The 19346-nt window shown below is 72.0% G+C and carries 20 protein-coding genes and 1 riboswitch; of the genes, 10 read left to right on the top strand and 10 right to left on the bottom strand.

What is annotated here, in order from left to right:
* Window positions 1-215 precede the first annotated feature (215 nt).
* Complete coding sequence (locus tag ACIRB4_RS08485) at window positions 216-1649, top strand: phytoene desaturase family protein (RefSeq protein WP_403289293.1); 1434 nt, start codon at window positions 216-218, stop codon at window positions 1647-1649.
* 16 nt (window positions 1650-1665) lie between these two features.
* Here the strand turns inward: ACIRB4_RS08485 and ACIRB4_RS08480 are convergent, their stop codons facing one another.
* The 5 genes from ACIRB4_RS08480 to ACIRB4_RS08460 form a co-directional block, all read right to left on the bottom strand.
* Window positions 1666-2487: a hypothetical protein gene (locus tag ACIRB4_RS08480; RefSeq protein WP_403289292.1), complete on the bottom strand. Its 822-nt coding sequence runs from the start codon at window positions 2485-2487 to the stop codon at window positions 1666-1668.
* Window positions 2488-2538: 51 nt separating this feature from the next.
* On the bottom strand, window positions 2539-3456 hold the full coding sequence (gene metF, locus ACIRB4_RS08475; protein WP_403289291.1) for a methylenetetrahydrofolate reductase [NAD(P)H]: 918 nt from the start codon (window positions 3454-3456) through the stop codon (window positions 2539-2541).
* 56 nt (window positions 3457-3512) lie between these two features.
* On the bottom strand, window positions 3513-4175 hold the full coding sequence (gene thiE, locus ACIRB4_RS08470) for a thiamine phosphate synthase (protein WP_403289290.1): 663 nt from the start codon (window positions 4173-4175) through the stop codon (window positions 3513-3515).
* A gap of 86 nt (window positions 4176-4261) precedes the next feature.
* Window positions 4262-4627 (bottom strand): Rv2175c family DNA-binding protein, encoded by a 366-nt coding sequence (locus ACIRB4_RS08465; RefSeq protein ID WP_403289289.1) that lies wholly within the window; start codon window positions 4625-4627, stop codon window positions 4262-4264.
* 43 nt (window positions 4628-4670) lie between these two features.
* A complete protein-coding gene (locus ACIRB4_RS08460; protein ID WP_403289288.1) occupies window positions 4671-5885 on the bottom strand; it encodes an NAD(P)/FAD-dependent oxidoreductase in 1215 nt (404 codons plus the stop codon).
* Between the two features lie 186 nt (window positions 5886-6071).
* A riboswitch (TPP riboswitch) is annotated at window positions 6072-6184 on the top strand.
* Window positions 6185-6193: 9 nt separating this feature from the next.
* Here ACIRB4_RS08460 and thiO point away from each other — a divergent pair.
* The 6 genes from thiO to ACIRB4_RS08430 all read left to right on the top strand — a co-directional run bounded on the left by thiO (window position 6194) and on the right by ACIRB4_RS08430 (window position 11936).
* A complete protein-coding gene (gene thiO, locus ACIRB4_RS08455) occupies window positions 6194-7360 on the top strand; it encodes a glycine oxidase ThiO (RefSeq protein WP_403289658.1) in 1167 nt (388 codons plus the stop codon).
* A 5-nt stretch (window positions 7361-7365) separates the two neighbouring features.
* Window positions 7366-7566, top strand: coding sequence for a sulfur carrier protein ThiS (thiS, locus tag ACIRB4_RS08450; RefSeq protein ID WP_403289656.1), 201 nt, complete (start codon window positions 7366-7368; stop codon window positions 7564-7566).
* A gap of 5 nt (window positions 7567-7571) precedes the next feature.
* Window positions 7572-8366 (top strand): thiazole synthase, encoded by a 795-nt coding sequence (locus ACIRB4_RS08445; RefSeq protein WP_403289287.1) that lies wholly within the window; start codon window positions 7572-7574, stop codon window positions 8364-8366.
* 140 nt (window positions 8367-8506) lie between these two features.
* A complete protein-coding gene (pknB, locus tag ACIRB4_RS08440) occupies window positions 8507-10447 on the top strand; it encodes a Stk1 family PASTA domain-containing Ser/Thr kinase (RefSeq protein WP_403289285.1) in 1941 nt (646 codons plus the stop codon).
* A gap of 6 nt (window positions 10448-10453) precedes the next feature.
* Window positions 10454-11305, top strand: a complete 852-nt coding sequence (locus ACIRB4_RS08435; protein WP_403289284.1) for a deoxyribonuclease IV — start codon at window positions 10454-10456, stop codon at window positions 11303-11305.
* A 100-nt stretch (window positions 11306-11405) separates the two neighbouring features.
* Entirely contained in the window at window positions 11406-11936 is a 531-nt protein-coding gene (locus ACIRB4_RS08430) for a DUF4396 domain-containing protein (RefSeq protein ID WP_403289283.1), read from the top strand.
* Between the two features lie 28 nt (window positions 11937-11964).
* On the opposite strand, the gene ACIRB4_RS08425 is transcribed toward ACIRB4_RS08430, so the two are convergent.
* Complete coding sequence (locus tag ACIRB4_RS08425; protein ID WP_403289282.1) at window positions 11965-12597, bottom strand: sulfite oxidase-like oxidoreductase; 633 nt, start codon at window positions 12595-12597, stop codon at window positions 11965-11967.
* A gap of 173 nt (window positions 12598-12770) precedes the next feature.
* Here ACIRB4_RS08425 and bfr point away from each other — a divergent pair, with 173 nt between their 5' ends.
* Window positions 12771-13247: a bacterioferritin gene (bfr, locus tag ACIRB4_RS08420; RefSeq protein WP_403289281.1), complete on the top strand. Its 477-nt coding sequence runs from the start codon at window positions 12771-12773 to the stop codon at window positions 13245-13247.
* A gap of 45 nt (window positions 13248-13292) precedes the next feature.
* Here the strand turns inward: bfr and ACIRB4_RS08415 are convergent, their stop codons facing one another.
* Window positions 13293-13547 (bottom strand): bacterioferritin-associated ferredoxin, encoded by a 255-nt coding sequence (locus ACIRB4_RS08415; RefSeq protein ID WP_403289280.1) that lies wholly within the window; start codon window positions 13545-13547, stop codon window positions 13293-13295.
* Between the two features lie 138 nt (window positions 13548-13685).
* Window positions 13686-15035, bottom strand: a complete 1350-nt coding sequence (locus ACIRB4_RS08410; protein WP_403289278.1) for a class II 3-deoxy-7-phosphoheptulonate synthase — start codon at window positions 15033-15035, stop codon at window positions 13686-13688.
* 114 nt (window positions 15036-15149) lie between these two features.
* Between ACIRB4_RS08410 and ACIRB4_RS08405 the strand changes: the two genes are divergently transcribed.
* Complete coding sequence (locus ACIRB4_RS08405; protein ID WP_078513512.1) at window positions 15150-15206, top strand: trp operon leader peptide; 57 nt, start codon at window positions 15150-15152, stop codon at window positions 15204-15206.
* Between the two features lie 93 nt (window positions 15207-15299).
* Complete coding sequence (locus ACIRB4_RS08400) at window positions 15300-17168, top strand: anthranilate synthase family protein (protein ID WP_403289277.1); 1869 nt, start codon at window positions 15300-15302, stop codon at window positions 17166-17168.
* An 11-nt stretch (window positions 17169-17179) separates the two neighbouring features.
* Here the strand turns inward: ACIRB4_RS08400 and ACIRB4_RS08395 are convergent, their stop codons facing one another.
* Together ACIRB4_RS08395 and ACIRB4_RS08390 are read right to left on the bottom strand one after the other, a co-directional pair.
* On the bottom strand, window positions 17180-18172 hold the full coding sequence (locus tag ACIRB4_RS08395; RefSeq protein WP_403289276.1) for a 2-hydroxyacid dehydrogenase: 993 nt from the start codon (window positions 18170-18172) through the stop codon (window positions 17180-17182).
* Window positions 18173-18287: 115 nt separating this feature from the next.
* Entirely contained in the window at window positions 18288-19316 is a 1029-nt protein-coding gene (locus ACIRB4_RS08390) for a 6-phosphofructokinase (protein ID WP_403289275.1), read from the bottom strand.
* Between the last annotated feature and the right edge of the window lie 30 nt (window positions 19317-19346).

Genomic DNA, 19346 nt, shown 5'->3' with positions numbered 1-19346 from the left:
GTGCCCCCTGTGCACCCCCGTGCACCCCCGTTCCGGATGGTGCGCGGCCCCGATCCGCCGCCCCGTGTCGGCGGTTGCGGAGCCGCGCCCCTTCCGTGGTCCCCACTCTCTCGTCCGCGCAGGTCAAAACCCATCCGCGTATCTACTCATCTCCTCGCCTGAGTACGGATACTCAGGTGCGCGCGCCCGGCTGACCGGCGGATAAAGTCCCTGTCATGGCACGGATTGTGGTGATCGGCGCGGGCATGGGCGCCATGGCGGCGGCCGCCCGGCTGGCCGTGGCGGGCCACCGGGTGACGGTGTACGAGCGCACGGAGACCTACGGCGGCGCGGTGCGCCGCTTCGAGCGCGACGGGTTCGGCTTCGACACGGGCCCGGGGCTGCTGCACCTGCCCGCCGTCTACCGCGATCTGTTCGTCAAGACCGGCAAGGAGCCGCTGGAGGACCTCGTCGGACTGACGCAGGTCGACCCCGCGAGCCGCCATGTCTTCGCCGACGGCACGAGGGTCGACCTCCCGAACGCCTCCCGCGCGGGCACGGTCTCCGCCCTCGACACGGCGCTGGGAACCGGCGCGGGAGAGCGCTGGGGCGACTTCATGGTCCGGGCCCGCGAGGCCTGGGACCGCACCCGGCGCCCGCTCCTGGAGGAGCCTCAGCCGGAGGATCCTGCCGCCCTGGGCCGCGAACCCTACCCGGCCCTGAAGGCGGGGTTCCTGCGGCGCCCCACGACCACGCTGGCCGGGATCGGCGCACGGGAGCTGCGCGATGCCCGGCTCGCAGCGCTCCTCGACTCGTACGCGACGGCGTACGGCTTCGATCCCGCCACCGCCCCGGCGGCGGCCGCCGTCCTGCCGTACATGGAGCAGACGTTCGGCAGCTGGTACGTGCGGGGCGGCATCCGGGCGCTCGCGGACGCGGTGTACGAGCGGTGCCTGAAGCGCCGGGTGGAGTTCGTCTTCCACGCGCGCGTGGACGAGGTCCTGAAGAAGGACGGCCGGGCGAGCGGGATCCGGTTGGAGGGGGGCGAGTCCGTCGAGGCGGACCATGTGGTCTCGGGCGCTCCCGTGCCCGCTCTCCACCGCGACCACGTCGTCGCGTGGGACCGCCAGGACGACCTGCCGCACCACCAGCTCCTGGGCACCGGCCGGGTGACGGTCTGTCTGGCCCTGCGCGGGTCCCGGGAGGCCGACGCCGTGCACCGCACCGTCGTTCACGCGGCCGGGGGCCGGCCCACCGTGACCGTGCTGCGGCCCGGGGATCCGGCCCTGCGGCCCGACGACGGCCATGAGTCGGTGACGGTCACGGCGACGGTGGCCACCTCACCGGAGCAGGACTGGCAGGCGGTCGCCGCGCACATGGTCGCCCAGGCCGAGGCGGCCGTCCCCCGGCTCCGTGAGCGGCTCCTGTGGCAGGAGGTCCGCACGCCGGACGACACCCTGCGGGAGACGGGCACCCGTGAGGTCCCCGGCCCCGCGCTCGCCGGTGCCGGCGGCCGGTTCCTGCCCGCGGCCAACCGCTCCCCACTCCCCGGTCTGTACGTCGCGGGAGGCTGGGCCCACCCCGGCGGCGGGCTCGCCCACGGCGGGATGTCGGGCGCGCTCGTGGCCGGGCTGATCGTCGAGGGCGCGGACTTCCGCGGCTCGCAGTAGGCGCCCGCAAGAGGCGCTAGTAGCGGTACTGCTGGTCGTTGCCGCTGCCGTTGCCGTAGTACTCCTGGTCCTGCTGTTCGGCGGGCTGTTCACCGTCCCGCTGCTGCGGCACCCAGACGCCGCCGGGCGGCGTGTCGTAGGTGTACGAGGGCGCGTACGGGTCGGCGTAGGGCTGGCGGCCCGGCGTGCCGTAGTCGTACGAGGTGTACTGCTGGCCGTCGGTGCCCGGGCCGATGTACGGGTCGGAGTAGGCGGCGTACTGCTGCTGCGCGGTGCCGTAGTCGTAGGCGGGCTGTTCGTACGCGGGCTGTTCGTGGCCCGGCGTCGGGTAGGGGTCGTAGCCCGCGCCGTAGGCGGCCTGCGCCTGCGCTTCGGGTTGGGCGGCCGCGTGGTCGTACGCGGGGGCGTAGACGCCGTACTGGCCCGTGTCGTCGGGCATCGGCAGGGGTTCGTAGACGGCGGTGGTCTCGGCGGCCGTGGGCTCGGGGTCCACCGGCTCGTAGGAGACCTCGGTGACCTCCAGGGTGGGGCCCGCGGTCCCGGCCGGTGCGGCGGCGGACCTGCGGCGGCGGCTCGCGCCCGGCCTGCCGCCGAGCGCCCAGCCGGTGGAGAAGCCGCGGCGGAAGGAGAGCGTCACATAGGTCTGCCCGACGGCGAAGGCCACCGCCCCGGCGATGATCACCGGGACGGAGGACAGCAGGACGCCGAAAACGACGCCCAGGAAGCCGCAGAAGGCGAGCACGCGCCAGCGCAACCGTGCCTTGTACTGCAGCAGTACCTCACCCAGCAGCCACAACGCGACGACACCGAACGCGATGTAGAGGACCGTCCACCCCATGCCCGCCCCTCTCCTACGGCCACCGCCGCGGGTCTGGGGCGGGTACGCCGGTCACGGCTGCACGTGCAGTCCGAGGTTTTCGTAGATCTCGAGCGTCGCGGTGGAGTTGTTCAGCGTGATGAAGTGCAGTCCGGGGACATCCTCGGAGAGCAGACGCGCGCAGAACTCCGTCGCGAACTCGATGCCAATGGAGCGTACAGCGGCCGGATCGTCCTTGACGGCGAGGATGCGTTCTTTCACAGCCTCGGGGAAGACCGCGTTGCTCAGCTGGGGCAGCCGGTCGAGGGTCCGGACGTTCACCACGGGCATGACCTCGGGGATGATCGGCGTGTCGCAGCCCGCCTTCTCCACGCTGTCGCGCATCCGGAGGTAGTTCTCCGGGTCGAAGAACATCTGCGTGATGGCGTAGTCGGCGCCGGCACGGCACTTGTCCACGAAGTGCCGGATGTCCGTGTCCCAGTCGGTGGAGCGCGGGTGCATCTCGGGGAAGGCGGCGACGCCGACGCAGAAGTCCCCGGACTCCTTGATCAGCCGGACCAGGTCGGCGGCGTACCGGACGCCCTGCGGGTGCTCCACCCACTCCCCCAGCGGGTCGCCCGGGGGGTCGCCGCGCAGCGCGAGCATGTTGCGGATCCCGGCGTCGGCGTACTGGCCGAGGACATTGCGCAGCTCGGCGACCGAGTGGTCGACGGCGGTGAGGTGCGCCACCGGGGTGAGGGTGGTGTCGGCGGCGATCTGCTGGGTGGCCTTGACCGTCCCGCCGCGGGTGGACCCGCCGGCGCCGTAGGTCACGGAGACGAAGCTCGGTCCGACCGCCTCGACTCTTCGCAGGGCGTTCCACAGGCTCCGCTCGCCCTTCTCGGTCCGGGGTGCGAAGAACTCGAAGGAGTACGAGGACTTCCCGGACGCGAGGATGTCGCGGACCGTGCGTGCGCGGTCCGAGCGGGTGGAAGCGGTACCAAGGGCCATACGGGCAGGTTAGACGGGGTGCCCCCGCCGATGGGGCGGAGTCCGAAAGATGGACATCATCCGTCGGTCCTTTCGCGGACCCTCTTGGCCAGCCGGGCCGCCGCCGCGGCCGGGTCGTCGGCCTCGGTGATCGCCCGGACGACGACGACACGCCGGGCCCCCGCGTCCAGGACCTCGTCGAGGGTGGTCTCGTCGATCCCGCCGATGGCGAACCAGGGGCGGTCCTGTCCCTGGGCCTCCAGGGAGGCGGCGTACCGCACGAGGCCGAGGCCGGGGGCGTACCGCCCGGGCTTGGTGGGGGTGGGCCAGCAGGGTCCGGTGCAGAAGTAGTCCACGCCCGGTTCGGCGGCGGCCGCGGCCACCTCGGACTCGGCGTGGCAGGAGCGGCCGATCAGCACCTCGTCGCCGAGGATGGCCCGGGCCGCGGGCACGGGCAGGTCGCCCTGGCCGAGGTGGAGCACGTCGGAGCCGATGGCGTGGGCGACGTCCGCCCGGTCGTTCACGGCGAGCAGTGTGCCGTGCCTGCGGCAGGCGTCGGCGAGGACGGCGAGGTGCTCCAGCTCCTCACCGGCCTCCATGCCCTTGTCGCGGAGCTGCACGATGTCCACGCCGGAGGAGAGCACGGCGTCGAGGAACGCGGGCAGGTCGCCCTGGCTCTTGCGGGCGTCCGTGCAGAGGTAGAGCCGGGCGTCGGCGAGCCGCTGGCGTGGCGTGGACATGGGTGCTTCCCCCCGTGGGCTGCGGCGGTCCCGTGGGGCCGGGCGGGCCCGGCCCCACGGGATCTCCTGTGGTGTCTTGGGTGTGCTCAGACGGCGAGCGCCTGGGCGCGGCGCTTCACCTCCGTGCCGCGATTCTCGCTGAGGGCCTGCGCGGGCGTGCCCGGCAGGGTCGGGTCGGGAGTGAAGAGCCACTCCAGCATCTCTTCGTCGGAGAAGCCGTCGTCCTTCAGGAGCGTCAGGGTCCCGGACAGACCCTTGACCACCTTGTCGCCGTCGATGAAGGCGGCGGGGACCTGAAGCGCCCTGTTCTCACCACGGCGTACGGCGATGAGCTGGCCCTCCTTGACCAGCTGCCGGACACGCGTCACCTCGACACCGAGCATTTCGGCGATGTCGGGGAGGTAGAGCCAGGCGGGGACGAGAGCATCGATTCTTGCGTCAATCTCGGTCACGGGACCAGCCTGCCATCCCGGACCGACAGTCGGAAGTCGGGCCCTATTCGACGGCCGCCTTCAGGGGTACGGAGGGGTCGGTCGCCCGCTCCAGGGCGACGCGCATGCCCGCCTCGATGAGCTTGCGGCCCTGGGCCAGGTCGCGGGGGCGGCCGACGGCGAGCAGGGCGACCAGGACGCCGGCGCGCAGCCAGAGGACGGACCAGGAGGCGCCGGCCGGGTCGCCGCGCCGGACCAGCTCGTCGGCGCCGGTGTGGTGCCCGGCGTACTGGACGAACCGCCCGAACTGCTCGGACCAGAAGTAGGGCACCGGGTCGTAGACCTGGGGGACCTCGCCGATGATGTCGGCCGCGACCGTACGCGGCCCCTGCAGGGCGTTGTCCCAGTGGTGGACCAGGAGCCGTTCCTCGTAGCGGGCGGAGGGGAAGGAGGCGCAGTCGCCGACGGCGTACACGTCGGGCAGGGAGGTCCGCAGCCGGTCGTCGGCGGTGATGGAGCCGCCCGGGTCCAGGGCGATGCCGGAGCCGTCGAGCCAGTCGGTGGCGGGCCGGGCCCCGATGCCGACGACGACGGCGTCGGCGGGCAGCGTCCGGCCGTCGGCCAGGACGACGCTGCCGGGTTCGATCCGCTCCACGCGCGCGTGGGTGAGGAGAGCGGCGCCGCTCTCCTCGTACCACCGGGCCATCGGGGCGGCGACGTCGGCGGGCAGCGCGCCCGCGAGCGGCCGGTCGGCGGCCTCGACGACGGTGACGGCGCAGCCGGCCTCGCGCGCGGCGGTGGCGAACTCGGCGCCGATCCAGCCCGCGCCGACCACGACGATGTCGTGGCGGCGCTCCAGGACGGGCTTGAGCCGGGCGGCGTCGTCGAGGGTGCGCAGGAGGTGGACGCCGGGCACGCCCTCGGTGCCGGGCAGAGTGACCGGCTGGGCTCCGGTGGCGACGACCAGGACGTCGTACGGCACGGGTCCGGCCTCGGTGTCGACCTCGTGGGCCTCGGCGCGCAGGCCGGTCACTTCGACGCCGAGGCGCAGCTCGATGGAGAGCGCTTCGAAGTCGACGTCGAAGGCGGAGTCCTCGGCCTTGCCCAGGAGCACCGCCTTGGAGAGCGGGGGCCGGTCGTAGGGCTGGTGCGGTTCGGCTCCGATCAGGGTGACGGGGCCCGCGAAGCCCTGTTCGCGCAGGGCGACGGCGGTCTGAACTCCCGCCATGCCGGCGCCCACGATCACGACGTGCTGCTGTGCCTGCTTCTGCTCGCTCACCCGATCACCTTACGCATCTGACGGAACGTCAGGAAGGTGGCCGCTCCACCGCGCCGGTGCCGGAACCTTCCACGGACTCACTTGCCCGGCACGGCTCCCGCCGAACGCGCCCGTGGAGTGACGTCGGTCCCAGGGCGGAGGCTCCCTACGCGGTGCGGACGGCGGGGGATAGTCTGACCGTCAACGTAGAGCACTCACGGGAGCCCGGACGCACCGGGCTGAGAGGGAGGCTGACCGGCCTCCGACCGTACGAACCTGATCCGGGTCATGCCGGCGAAGGGAGGGGCTGGACGCCCATGCCATCACGTATGCCACACGTCCGTACGTCCTGCGACGTCCTCGTCATCGGGGGCGGGATCATCGGACTCGTCACGGCCTGGCGGGCGGCGCAGCGCGGGCTGCGCACCGCCGTGGCCGACCCCGAACCCGGCGGCGGGGCCGCTCGGGTCGCGGCCGGCATGCTCGCCGCCGTCACCGAGCTCCACTACGGCGAGGAGACCCTGCTCGGGCTCAACCTCGCCTCCGCCCGCCGCTACCCGGCCTTCGTCGCCGAACTGCGCGACGCCACGGGCCACGACGTGGGCTACCGCGCGTGCGGGACGCTCGCCGTCGCGCTCGACGCGGACGACCGGGCGCATCTGCGGGAGCTGCACGCCCTGCAGACCCGCTGCGGCCTGAAGTCGGAGTGGCTCAGCGGGCGCGACTGCCGCCGCCTCGAACCGATGCTCGCTCCGGGGGTCCGCGGCGGGCTCCGGGTCGACGGCGACCACCAGGTCGATCCGCGCCGGCTCGCCGCCGCGCTGGTCGTCGCCTGCGAACGCGCCGGAGTGGTCTTCCACCGGAGCGTCGCCGACCGTCTGACGGTCGTGCGCGACCGGGCCGCGGGGGCGGTGCTCGCGGACGGCACGGAGCTCGCGGCCGACCAGGTCGTCCTGGCCGCGGGCAGCCTCAGCGGCCGGCTCGGCGGCGTGCCGGAGGACGTCCTGCCTCCCGTACGCCCCGTCAAGGGGCAGGTGCTGCGGCTGACCGTGCCGCCCGCGTACGCGCCGTTCCTGTCCCGCACGGTCCGGGCCGTGGTGCGCGGCAGCCACGTCTATCTGGTGCCGCGCGAGAGCGGCGAGCTGGTCGTCGGCGCGACCAGCGAGGAGCTCGGCTGGGACACCACCGTCACGGCGGGCGGGGTGTACGAGCTGCTGCGCGACGCGCACGAGCTGGTGCCGGGCATCACCGAGCTGCCGCTCACCGAGACCCGGGCGGGTCTGCGGCCCGCGTCCCCGGACAACGCGCCGCTGCTCGGTCCGAGCGCGCTGCCGGGCCTCCAGCTGGCCACCGGCCACTACCGCAACGGGGTGCTGCTCACGCCCGTCACCGGTGACGTCATGGCGGAGGTGCTGACCACCGGCACGCTCCCGGACGAGGCCCGCCCCTTCACCCCCCGCCGCTTCTCTCCCGTACGTCTGGAGCAGCCCGCATGAACGTGCTGAACGTGTCCGTGAACGGGGAGCCGCGCGAGCTCCCCGGCCCCGTCTCGCTCGACGCCCTCGTCGCCACCCTGACCTCGGCCCCCTCGGGGGTGGCCGCCGCCGTCAACGAGACCGTCGTGCCGCGCGGCCAGTGGTCCGCGACCTTCCTCGGCGAGGGCGACCGGGTCGAGGTCCTCACCGCGGTGCAGGGAGGCTGAGCGCGATGTCCGACGATGTCTTCCTTCTCGGCGGTACGGAGTTCTCCTCGCGCCTGATCATGGGCACGGGCGGCGCGCCCAGCCTGGACATGCTGGAGCGCTCGCTGATCGCCAGCGGTACGGAGCTGACCACGGTGGCGATGCGCCGCCTGGACCCGACCGTGCAGGGCTCGATCCTGTCGGTCCTGGACCGGCTCGGCATCCGGGTGCTGCCCAACACGGCGGGCTGCTTCACGGCGGGCGAGGCCGTGCTGACCGCCCGGCTCGCCCGGGAGGCGCTGGGTACCGAGTGGATCAAGCTGGAGGTCGTCGCCGACGAGCGGACCCTACTGCCGGATCCGATCGAGCTGCTCGACGCCGCGGAGACCCTGGTGGACGACGGCTTCACGGTCCTGCCGTACACCAACGACGACCCGGTCCTCGCCCGGAAGCTGGAGGACGTGGGATGCGCGGCGATCATGCCGCTGGGGTCGCCGATCGGCTCCGGGCTCGGCATCCGCAATCCGCACAACTTCCAGCTGATCGTCGAGCGCGCGGGAGTGCCGGTGATCATGGACGCGGGGGCGGGGACGGCGTCGGACGCGGCGCTGGCGATGGAGCTGGGGTGTGCGGCGGTGCTGCTGGCGTCGGCGGTGACGCGGGCACAGGAGCCGGTGCTCATGGCGTCGGCGATGCGGCACGCCGTCGAGGGGGGGCGGCTGGCGTGGCGGGCGGGCCGCATCCCGCGCCGCCACTTCGCGGAGGCCTCCTCGCCGACGGAGGGCCTGGCCGCCCTGGACCCGGAACGTCCGGCGTTCTGACCGTGTGACCTTCGCCGCCCCGGGGGGCGTCCGCCCCGGCGGCACGGGCCCCGCGCCGCCCCGCCCGGCCTGTCACAGCTGCGCTGCAGTCGGGCGGCGGCCGGGACGGGGTGTCCGTGGGGGCTCGTAAACTCGGCACCGTGGACACGACCCTCCAGGACCCGACCCCCAGCCCTTCGGGCTGGGACGACCCGATCGTCGGGCAGCTGCTCGACGGCCGCTACCGCGTCGACGCACGCGTCGCCGTCGGCGGCATGGCCACGGTCTACCGGGCCGTCGACACCCGCCTCGACCGGGTGCTCGCCCTCAAGGTGATGCATCCGGCGCTGGCGGCCGACGCCGTCTTCGTGGAGCGGTTCATCCGCGAGGCCAAGTCGGTCGCGCGCCTCTCCCACCCCAATGTCGTCGGGGTCTTCGACCAGAGCGCCGACGGCGCGTACGTCTATCTCGCGATGGAGTACGTCGCCGGCTGCACCCTCCGCGACGTCCTGCGGGAGCGCGGCGCCCTCCAGCCCCGGGCCGCGCTCGACATCCTGGAGCCCGTGCTCGCCGCCCTCGGCGCCGCGCACCGGGCCGGGTTCGTCCACCGGGACATGAAGCCGGAGAACGTCCTGATAGGGGACGACGGCCGGGTCAAGGTCGCCGACTTCGGTCTCGTACGGGCCGTCGGCTCGGCCACGGACACCACCGACTCCGTCCTGGGCACCGTGTCGTACCTCGCGCCCGAGCAGATCGAGCACGGCACCGCCGACACCCGCGCCGACGTGTACGCCTGCGGTGTCGTGCTGTACGAGATGCTGACGGGCGGCAAGCCGCACGACGGGGACACGCCCGCCCAGGTCCTCTACCGGCACCTCAACACCGACGTGCCGGCCCCCTCCGCCGCGGTCCCCGGGCTCGCCCTCGAACTGGACGAGCTGGTGGCGAGCGCCACGGCCCGCAACCCCGAGGTCCGTCCGCACGACGCCGTCGCGCTGCTCGCCCTGGCCCGGGACGCCCGCGCGGCGCTCGGCGAGGAGCAGCTCGACGCCGTACCCCCGCAGGCGCGCACCGAGGGGGGCGTGCGGGACCACGACCGCTCCGAGGACCGGACCAGCGTCATCCCGCGCGCGGTGCCACAGCACACCAGCCGGCTCGCGATGCCGCCGGAGCCGCCGCCGCGAGCGCGGTCGGAGCGACGGCCCGGCCGACCCGCCCGCCGCGGTCCGCTCCTCGTCCTCGCCGCCGTCCTGCTGGCTCTCGGGATCGGCGGCGGCGTCTGGTACATCAACTCCGGCCAGTTCACCCGCGTCCCCGCCGTGCTCGGCCAGACCGAGGCGCAGGCCGGCGAGCGGCTGAGGGACGCCGGCCTGGACGTCGGGCAGACCCGGCGCGCGTTCAGCGAGGTCTACGAACGCGGCACGGTGATGGCCACCGATCCGGCCCCGGGCGAACGCATACGCGGCAACGGCACGGTGACCCTCACGCTCTCCCGGGGCCCCGAGGTCGTGAAGGTCCCCAACCTCAAGCGGAAGCCGCTCACCGAGGCCAAACGGCTCCTGGCCGAGGAGGGTCTGGCACCCGGTGTGGTCACCGAGGCGTTCAGCCAGGACATCCCGCAGGGCGCCGTGATCAGCTCCGACCCCGAGCCCGGCACCGAGCGCGCCCCCGACTCCGCCGTCGCGCTGGTCGTCAGCAAGGGCGTCCCGATCGACGTACCCGACGTGGCGGGCGAGTCGGTGGCCGACGCCACCGAGACCCTCCAGGACGCCGGTCTGACCGTGAGGATCGCGGCGGAGCGGATCCACTCCCCGGAGGCGGCCGGTTCGGTCGCCGCCCAGTCGCTCGCCGAGGGCAGCCGCGCCGCCGAGGGCGACACGATCACCCTGACCCTCTCCAAGGGTCCGCGGATGGTCGACGTCCCCGACGTCACGGGCGAGAAGGCCGACGCGGCACGCGAGCGGCTGGAGGACGCGGGCTTCGAGGTGAAGGTCGAGAAGACCTTCCCCTTCCTCGGCGACACCGTCGCGAGCCAGTCCGTCGAGGGCGGCTCCACCGCTCCGGAGGGCTCCACCATCACCCTGACGATCAAGGGACTGTAGAGACTCATGCGCAATCCCGTCGGCGGCCATGTCCCCGTGGCCGGCGGCCTCGCCACCACCGGTCTCGCCTACGCGCGCGACCTGGGCGCCGAAGCCGTCCAGGTCTTCGTCGCCAACCCGCGCGGCTGGGCCACCCCGGTCGGCAACCCGGTGCAGGACGAGCGGTTCCGCACCGAGTGCGAGGCCGCCGGGATCTCGGCCTGGGTCCACGCCCCGTACCTGATCAACTTCGGCTCCCACACCGAGGCCACCGTCGAGCGGTCGGTGGAGTCGCTGCGGCACTCGCTGCGCCGCGCCCGGCAGATCGGCGCGAAGGGCGTGGTCGTCCACACCGGCTCGGCGACCGGAGGCCGCCCCCGCGAGGAGGCGCTGGCGCAGGTACGGGAGCGGATGCTGCCGCTGCTCGACGAGCTGACGCACGCGGACGACCCCTTCCTCCTCCTGGAGTCGACGGCCGGCCAGGGTTCCTCGCTCTGCTCGCGCACGTGGGACTTCGGTCCGTACTTCGACGCGCTCGACCACCACCCGAGGCTCGGCGTCTGTCTGGACACCTGCCACATCTTCGCCGCCGGCCACGACCTCGCCGGGCCGCACGGCATGGTTCAGACCCTCGACCTGCTGGTCGGGACGGTGGGCGGGGGCCGGCTGAAGCTGATCCACGCCAACGACTCCAAGGACGTCGTCGGCGCGCACAAGGACCGGCACGCGAACATCGGGGCGGGTCACATCGGCCAGGAGGCGTTTCGCGCGCTGATGCGCCACCCCGCGACCGAGGGCGTGCCGCTGGTCATCGAGACGCCGGGCGGGAAGGAAGGGCATGTGGCGGATGTGGAGCTGCTGAAGAAGCTCAGGGAGTGAATCCCTGGCGAGGCGAGGTTGCCTCCCCGTTGAGGAATACCCCTAGGGGGTATACCGTTTCTGTGTAGGCAGGAACCGTCACCCGCGTTGGGGGCTCGTCATGCGGCACGAAGCGCACACCCACCACCACCCCGACCACGAGAACCACGCCGACCACCAGAGCGATGCCGGCCACGACAGCCACGGCGGTGGCAAGGTCAGCTGGTCCATGGCCATGAAGGCGACGCTGCACTGCCTCACCGGATGCGCCATCGGCGAGGTCCTCGGCATGGTCATCGGAACCACGCTCGGCTGGGGCAACGCCCCGACGATGGCGCTCGCCATCGTCCTGGCCTTCTTCTTCGGCTACTCCCTGACCCTCTGGGCCGTCGTCCGCGCGGGGCTGACCCTGAAGGCGGCCATCGGCGTCGCGCTCGCCGCCGACACCCTCTCCATCACCGTCATGGAGGTCGTCGACAACGGCGTCCTGCTGCTGGTGCCCGGCGCCATGGACGCGCACCTCACGGACGGGCTCTTCTGGGGCGCGCTGGCCTTCGCCTTCCTCGTCGCGTTCGTGGTCACCACACCGGTCAACAAGTGGATGATCGGCCGCGGCAAGGGCCACGCGGTGGTCCACCGCTACCACCACTGAGACCGGCCGGACGGACGGTCCGGGGCGGCTACAGCTCCGGGCCGTCTCCCGGTTCCTCCTGGTAGGAGTAGCGCTGCTCGGTCCAGGGGTCGCCGATGTTGTGGTAGCCGCGCTCCTCCCAGAAGCCACGGCGGTCGGCGGTCATGTACTCCACGCCGCGGACCCACTTGGGCCCCTTCCAGGCGTACAGATGCGGCACCACGAGCCGCAGCGGGAAGCCGTGCTCGGCGGTGAGCAGCTCGCCGTCCTTGTGCGTGGCGAAGATCGTGTTCTCGGCGGCGAAGTCGGAGAGCCGCATGTTGGCGCTGAAGCCGTACTCGGCCCAGACCATCACGTGGGTGACACGGGCGGCCGGCGGGGCGAGTTCGAGGATCGTACGGGCGGGCACACCCCCCCATTCGGCCCCCAGCATGCTGAATTTCGTCACGCAGTGCAGATCGGCCACGACCGTCGAGAACGGCAGCGCCGAGAACTCCTCGTGGTTCCAGCACCGCTTGTCGCCGTCGGCCGTCGCGCCGAAGACCCGGAACTCCCAGCGGTCCGGCTTGAACCTGGGTACGGGGCCGTAGTGGGTGACCGGCCAGCCGCGCTGCAGCCGCTGCCCGGGCGGAAGGTCCGACTGCCCCGCTTCCCGGTGTACTCCGCTCTCCGGCTGACCCATGTCATCCATGGTGACAGACCGCGAGGGGTGGTCATGACCAGTGAGCGCGCCCGCGATGCCCTATTCGGGCAAGTCCCACTAAGCCTGCACTTACTGGACGCCCCCCATCCGTGGTGCAAGGATGCGGCCATCCTGCCCAGTCGACGTAGACACGCGTGGAAGGAGCCTCTGCGATGCAGGGCGACCCCGAGGTCCTCGAGTTCCTCAACGAGCAGCTGACCGGCGAGCTGACGGCCATCAACCAGTACTGGCTGCACTACCGCATCCAGGACAACAAGGGCTGGACCAAGCTCGCCAAGTACACCCGCGAAGAGTCCATCGATGAGATGAAGCACGCGGACAAGCTGACCGAACGCATCCTGATGCTGGACGGGCTGCCCAACTACCAGCGGCTCTTCCATGTGCGGGTCGGCCAGACGGTCACCGAGATGTTCCAGGCGGACCGGCAGGTGGAGGTGGAGGCGATCGACCGCCTCAAGCGCGGGATCGAGGTCATGCGCACCAAGGGCGACATCACCTCGGCCAACCTCTTCGAGGAGATCCTCGCGGACGAGGAGCACCACATCGACTACCTCGACACCCAGCTGGAGCTGATCGAGAAGCTCGGCGAGGCGCTCTACCTCTCGACGCTGATCGAGCAGCCGAGCTAGCCGGCCCCTCGGCCTCGGACGGTCCGGACGGGTCCGAGCCGGAACCTAGGCGGCCTCAGAGAGCCCGTCGGGAACCGGGAGGTCCGTCGCCAGGGCAGGCATGCCCTGGTCCAGGAGCTCCCGTCGAGGGCAGTTGCCGCGCCCGAGGATGGCCTGGATCCGCCGCACGCAGGAGCCGCAGTCGGTTCCGGCCTTGCAGGCGGAGGCGATCTGGCGAGGCGTGCAGGCACCCGCGTCCGCGTGCTCCTTGACCTGCTTCTCCGTGACACCGAAGCATGAGCAGACGTACACGCGGTTCACCTCCCGCCGAGATCGATAAGGATAACCTAACCTTACCCGGCGCTTCTGGCGCGTAAAAGCCCTGTCAACGACTGTGGGGCGCGGATCACATGGATCCGCGCCCCACCGTCGTAGGAACGCACCTACTGATCGCGACCGCTAGTCGCGGTAGAGCTCCGCCACCAGGAACGCCAGGTCGAGCGACTGGCTGCGGTTCAGCCGGGGGTCGCAGGCCGTCTCGTAGCGCTGGTGCAGGTCGTCGACGAAGATCTCGTCGCCGCCGCCCACGCACTCGGTGACGTCGTCACCGGTGAGCTCGACGTGGATGCCGCCCGGGTGGGTGCCCAGCGCCTTGTGGACCTCGAAGAAGCCCTTGACCTCGTCGAGCACGTCGTCGAAGCGGCGGGTCTTGTGGCCGGAGGCGGCCTCGAAGGTGTTGCCGTGCATCGGGTCGGTGACCCAGGCGACGGTCGCGCCGGAGCCGGTCACCTTCTCGACCAGCTCCGGGAGCTTGTCCCGGACCTTGTCGGCGCCCATCCGGACGATGAAGGTCAGCCGGCCCGGCTCGCGCTCCGGGTCCAGGCGGTCGATGTACGTCAGCGCGTCGTCGACCGAGGTCGTCGGGCCCAGCTTGATCCCGATCGGGTTCGCGATCTGCGAGGCGAACTCGACGTGGGCGTGGTCGAGCTGGCGGGTGCGCTCACCGATCCAGACCATGTGGCCGGAGGTGTCGTACAGCTTCCCGGTCCGCGAGTCGGTACGGGTGAGGGCGCCCTCGTAGTCGAGGAGCAGCGCCTCGTGGGAGGCGTAGAACTCGACCGCGCGGAACTCGGCCGGGTCGGTGCCACAGGCCTTCATGAAGTTCAGGGCGTTGTCGATCTCGCGCGCCAGCTGTTCGTAGCGCTGGCCCGAGGGGGACGACTTCACGAAGTCCTGGTTCCAGGCGTGCACCTGGCGCAGGTCGGCGTAGCCGCCGGTGGTGAAGGCGCGCACCAGGTTGAGCGTGGACGCGGACGCGTTGTACATCCGCTTCAGGCGCTCGGGGTCCGGAACGCGGGCCTTCTCGTTGAAGTCGAAGCCGTTGACCGAGTCGCCGCGGTAGGTCGGCAGCGTCACGCCGTCGCGGGTCTCGGTCCCCTTCGAGCGGGGCTTGGAGTACTGCCCGGCGATGCGGCCGACCTTGACGACGGGCACGGAGGCCGCGTACGTCAGGACGGCGCTCATCTGGAGCAGCGTCTTGAGCTTGGCCCTGATGTGCTCGGCGGAAACGGCGTCGAAGGCCTCGGCGCAGTCGCCGCCCTGGAGCAGGAACGCCTCGCCACGGGCGACGGCTCCCATCCGGGCGCGCAGCTGGTCGCACTCGCCCGCGAAGACGAGCGGAGGATACGACTCGAGGTCCGCGATCACATCGCGCAGAGCCTCGGCATCGGGGTACTCGGGCTGCTGCGCCGCGGGCAGGTCTCGCCAGGTCGCCTTGGCGACGGCGTGGGATTCAGCGTTCACGGTCACGCAACCAACAGTACGTGGCGAAAAGCGACGTCCAAGCCAGTGACCGCTGGGTGAGACGGATGAGACGGACACGACAGACGGACGCGGCGGGGGCGATGGGCTACGATCGCCGACATGTTCGCGCAGACGACCCAGAACTGGTGGTGGACCGCTCATCCGGCGGCCCACTGACTGCGCGTACCCGAACACGCGAAGGCCGCCCGAGGGGCGGCCTTCCTCTGTTTCCCGGGCCGTTCCTCCTCCGCTCCACGGAAGGAACGCACGATGGACCTCTCCCGTCTCCTGGACGCCTCCAGCCCCCCGTTCGCGCTGCTGCGCCGCCGGACCCCGGGCCGGGACCACGACACCGTCGAGGTGCTGACCGGCGCCGTCCGTGAGGCCGAGCGCCTCGCCGAGCTGCCCGTCGGCGCGCTGCCCACCCTCGCCCTGGTGCCGTTCCGGCAGATCCGCGAACGCGGTTTCGAGGTCCGCGACGACGGCACCCCGCTCTCCGTGCTGGTCGCCGAGGAGGCGTACGAGCTGCCGCTCGCCGACGCGCTCGCACAGCTTCCGGCGCACGAGGTGCGGGTGGAGGACGGCGGCTTCGACGTGTCCGACGGTGCGTACGCCGAGACCGTTCGGCGGGTGATCGACGAGGAGATCGGCTCCGGCGAGGGCGCCAACTTCGTCATCCGGCGCACCTACACCGGGGAGATCCCGGGGTTCGGGCGCGCCGACGCGCTGGCCCTGTTCCGGCGGCTGCTCGCCGGTGAGCGGGGCGCGTACTGGACCTTCGTCGTCCACACCGGGGACCGGACGCTGGTGGGGGCGAGTCCGGAGGCGCATGTGCGGATGTCCGGCGGGACGGTCGTGATGAATCCGATCAGCGGGACCTACCGCTACCCGTCCGGCGCCGCACCGACCGCCGAGGATCTGCTGGCCTTCCTCGCCGACCGCAAGGAGACCGAGGAGCTCTCCATGGTGGTCGACGAGGAGCTGAAGATGATGTGCACGGTCGGCGACATGGGCGGGGTGGTGATCGGGCCGCGGCTCAAGGAGATGGCCCATCTCGCCCATACGGAGTACGAGCTGCGCGGCCGTTCGTCCCTGGACGTACGGGAGGTGCTGCGGGAGACCATGTTCGCGGCGACCGTCACCGGCTCGCCGGTGCAGAACGCCTGCCGGGTCATCGAGCGGCACGAGGCGGGGGGCCGGGGTTACTACGCGGGCGCGCTGGCCCTGCTCGGGCAGGACGAGAACGGCGCCCAGACGCTGGACTCCCCCATCCTCATCCGTACCGCCGACATCTCCGCCGGCGGACGGCTGCGCGTACCGGTCGGCGCGACGCTGGTGCGGCACTCCGACCCGGCGGGGGAGGTCGCCGAGACCCACGCGAAGGCGGCGGGCGTGCTCGCCGCCCTGGGGGTACGGGAAGGGCGGCCGCGCGACGAGTCGCCACGGGCGGCGCGGCTGGCGGACGACCCGCGGGTGCGGGCGGCGCTGGACGCGCGGCGGGCCGACCTGGCGCCGTTCTGGCTGAAGATGCAGGTCCGGTCGGCCGAGCTGAGCGGCCACGCGCTGGTGATCGACGCCGAGGACACCTTCACCGCCATGCTCGCGCATCTGCTGCGCTCCTCCGGTCTGGAGGTCTCGGTGATCCGTTACGACGAGCCGGGGCTGCGGGAGCTGGCGCTCGCCCACGACGGCCCGGTGGTCCTCGGCCCGGGGCCGGGCGATCCGGGGGACGCGGCCGATCCGAAGATGCGGTTCCTGCGCGGGCTGACCGCCGAGCTGGTACGGAACCACCGCCAGGGCCTGCTGGGGGTCTGCCTGGGCCACGAGCTGATCGCGGCCGAACTGGGTCTGGAGATCGTCCGCAAGCGGGTCCCCTTCCAGGGGGCGCAGATGCGGATCGACCTCTTCGGACAGGAGCGGACGGTCGGCTTCTACAACAGCTTCACGGCCCGCTGCGACGACCGGACCGCCACCGAACTGGCCCTGCACCGGATCGAGGTGAGCCGGGACGCCGGGTCGGGCGAGGTCCACGCGCTGCGCGGGCCGGGCTTCGCGGGGGTCCAGTTCCACCCCGAGTCGGTGCTGACGATGGAGGGCGCGGCGCTGACCGCATCACTGCTGGCCGGCGTGCTGGTCTGACGTCTTGCCGATCAGGCCGGGACCAGGACGTTCTCGCCGCGTCGGCCCGCGAGGTGGTCGAGGACGTTCTGGAGGGTGGTGTCGATGATCTGTCCGACCGCGTCGGCCGTGTAGTAGGCCTGGTGGGAGGTGACCACGACGTTGGGGAAGGTCACCAGACGGGCCAGGGTGTCGTCCTCAACCACCTCCAGGGACTTGTCGAGGAAGAAGAGCCCGGCCTCCGCCTCGTACACGTCGAGGCCGACACCGGTGAAGCGGCCCGCGCGGAGCTCGGCGACCAGGGCCTCGGTGTCGACCAGGCCGCCGCGGCTGGTGTTCACCAGGATGGCGTCGTCCTTCATCGTCCTGAGGGCGGCGGCGTCGATGAGGTGCCGGGTGGCCGGGAGCAGCGGTACGTGCAGGCTGATCAGGTCGGACTCGGCGAGGAGCTGTTCCTTCTCGACGTACTCCATGCCGAGTTCGGCGCAGGCCGGGTTGGGGGCGACGTCCCAGCCGAGCAGGTTCATGCCGAAGCCGTGGGCGATCCGGGTGAACGCCTGGCCGATCTTGCCGGTGCCGAGGACGCCGACCGTACGGCCGCGCAGGTCGCGCCCCATGAGGCCGTCGAGCCGGAAGTCGAAGTCGCGGGTCCGGTTCGAGGCGCGGACGATCCGCCGGTTGACCGCCATGGCCAGCGTCCAGGCGAACTCGGCGACGGAGTAGGGGGAGTAGGACGACACCCGGGCGACCGTGAGCCCGAGCCGCTCGGCGACGTCGAGGTCGATGTTGTTGAAGCCGGTGGAGCGCTGGGCGATCATCCTCGTCCCGCCGTCGGCGAGGATGCGCAGGACGCGGGCGCCGAGGTCGGCGTTGACGCTGGAGGACACGATCGGATGGCCGGCCGCGATGGGGGCGGTGTCCTCGGTGAGGAAGACGTCCAGACAGCGGATGTCGTGGTGGCCGTGGAAGGCCTTCTCGAGCAGCGGCTTCTCGTCCGCCTGCACACCGAACGCCAGGATCTCCACGGAGCCCCTCCGGGGGTTCTGCCGGATTTGTCTCGTACCCGGCGAATATACGACTCCCGGAGGCGCGTCGCGTTCCATCCCTCCCGACCGGAGGAAAGCCTCAGCCCGTGGCGTCTCAGCCGAAGAAGACCCCCACCTCCGCGTAGAGCGCCGGGTCGACCGTCTTGAGGCGGGCCGTGGCCTGTGCGATCGGGACGCGGACGATGTCGGTGCCGCGCAGGGCGACCATCTTTCCGAAGTCGCCGTCGCGCACCGCGTCGATGGCGTGCAGCCCGAACCGGGTGGCGAGCCAGCGGTCGAAGGCGCTCGGCGTGCCGCCCCGCTGCACATGGCCGAGGACGGTGGTCCTGGCCTCCTTGCCGGTCCGCCGCTCGATCTCCTTGGCGAGCCACTCCCCCACACCCGAGAGCCGGACGTGCCCGTACGAGTCGAGCGTCCCGTCCTTGAGGACCATGTCCCCGTCCCGGGGCATCGCCCCCTCGGCGACGACCACTATCGGGGCGTACGTGGCCTTGAAGCGCGAGGTGACCCAGGCGCAGACCTGGTCGAGGTCGAAACGCTGCTCGGGGATGAGGATGACGTTGGCGCCGCCGGCCAGGCCGGAGTGGAGGGCGATCCAGCCGGCGTGCCGTCCCATCACCTCCACCACCAGGACCCGCATATGGGACTCGGCGGTGGTGTGGAGACGGTCGATGGCCTCGGTGGCGATACCGACCGCGGTGTCGAAGCCGAAGGTGTAGTCGGTGGCGGAGAGGTCGTTGTCGATGGTCTTGGGCACGCCGACGCAGGGGACGCCGTACTCGTCGACCAGCCGGGCGGCGACGCCGAGGGTGTCCTCGCCGCCGATCGCGATCAACGCGTCGACCTCGGACTTGGCGAGGTTCTCCTTGATGCGGCGGATGCCGTTCTCCACCGTCAGCGGGTTGGTGCGCGAGGAGCCGAGGATGGTCCCGCCGCGCGGCAGGATGCCGCGGACGGCGGGGATGTCGAGCGGGACGGTGTGGCCCTCCAGCGGTCCGCGCCAGCCGTCGCGGAAGCCGGTGAAGTCGTAGCCGTACTCCTGGACGCCTTTGCGGACGATGGCGCGGATGACCGCGTTGAGACCGGGGCAGTCGCCTCCCCCGGTCAGTACGCCGACGCGCATGGAGGTCTCCTTCGCCGTGGCGGACGGGAT

The organism is Streptomyces sp. NPDC093600, from assembly GCF_044764755.1.
Taxonomy (GTDB): Bacteria; Actinomycetota; Actinomycetes; order Streptomycetales; family Streptomycetaceae; genus Streptomyces.
Note: the sequence above shows the minus strand (reverse complement) of the source record. Positions and strands in the feature narration are given on the sequence as shown.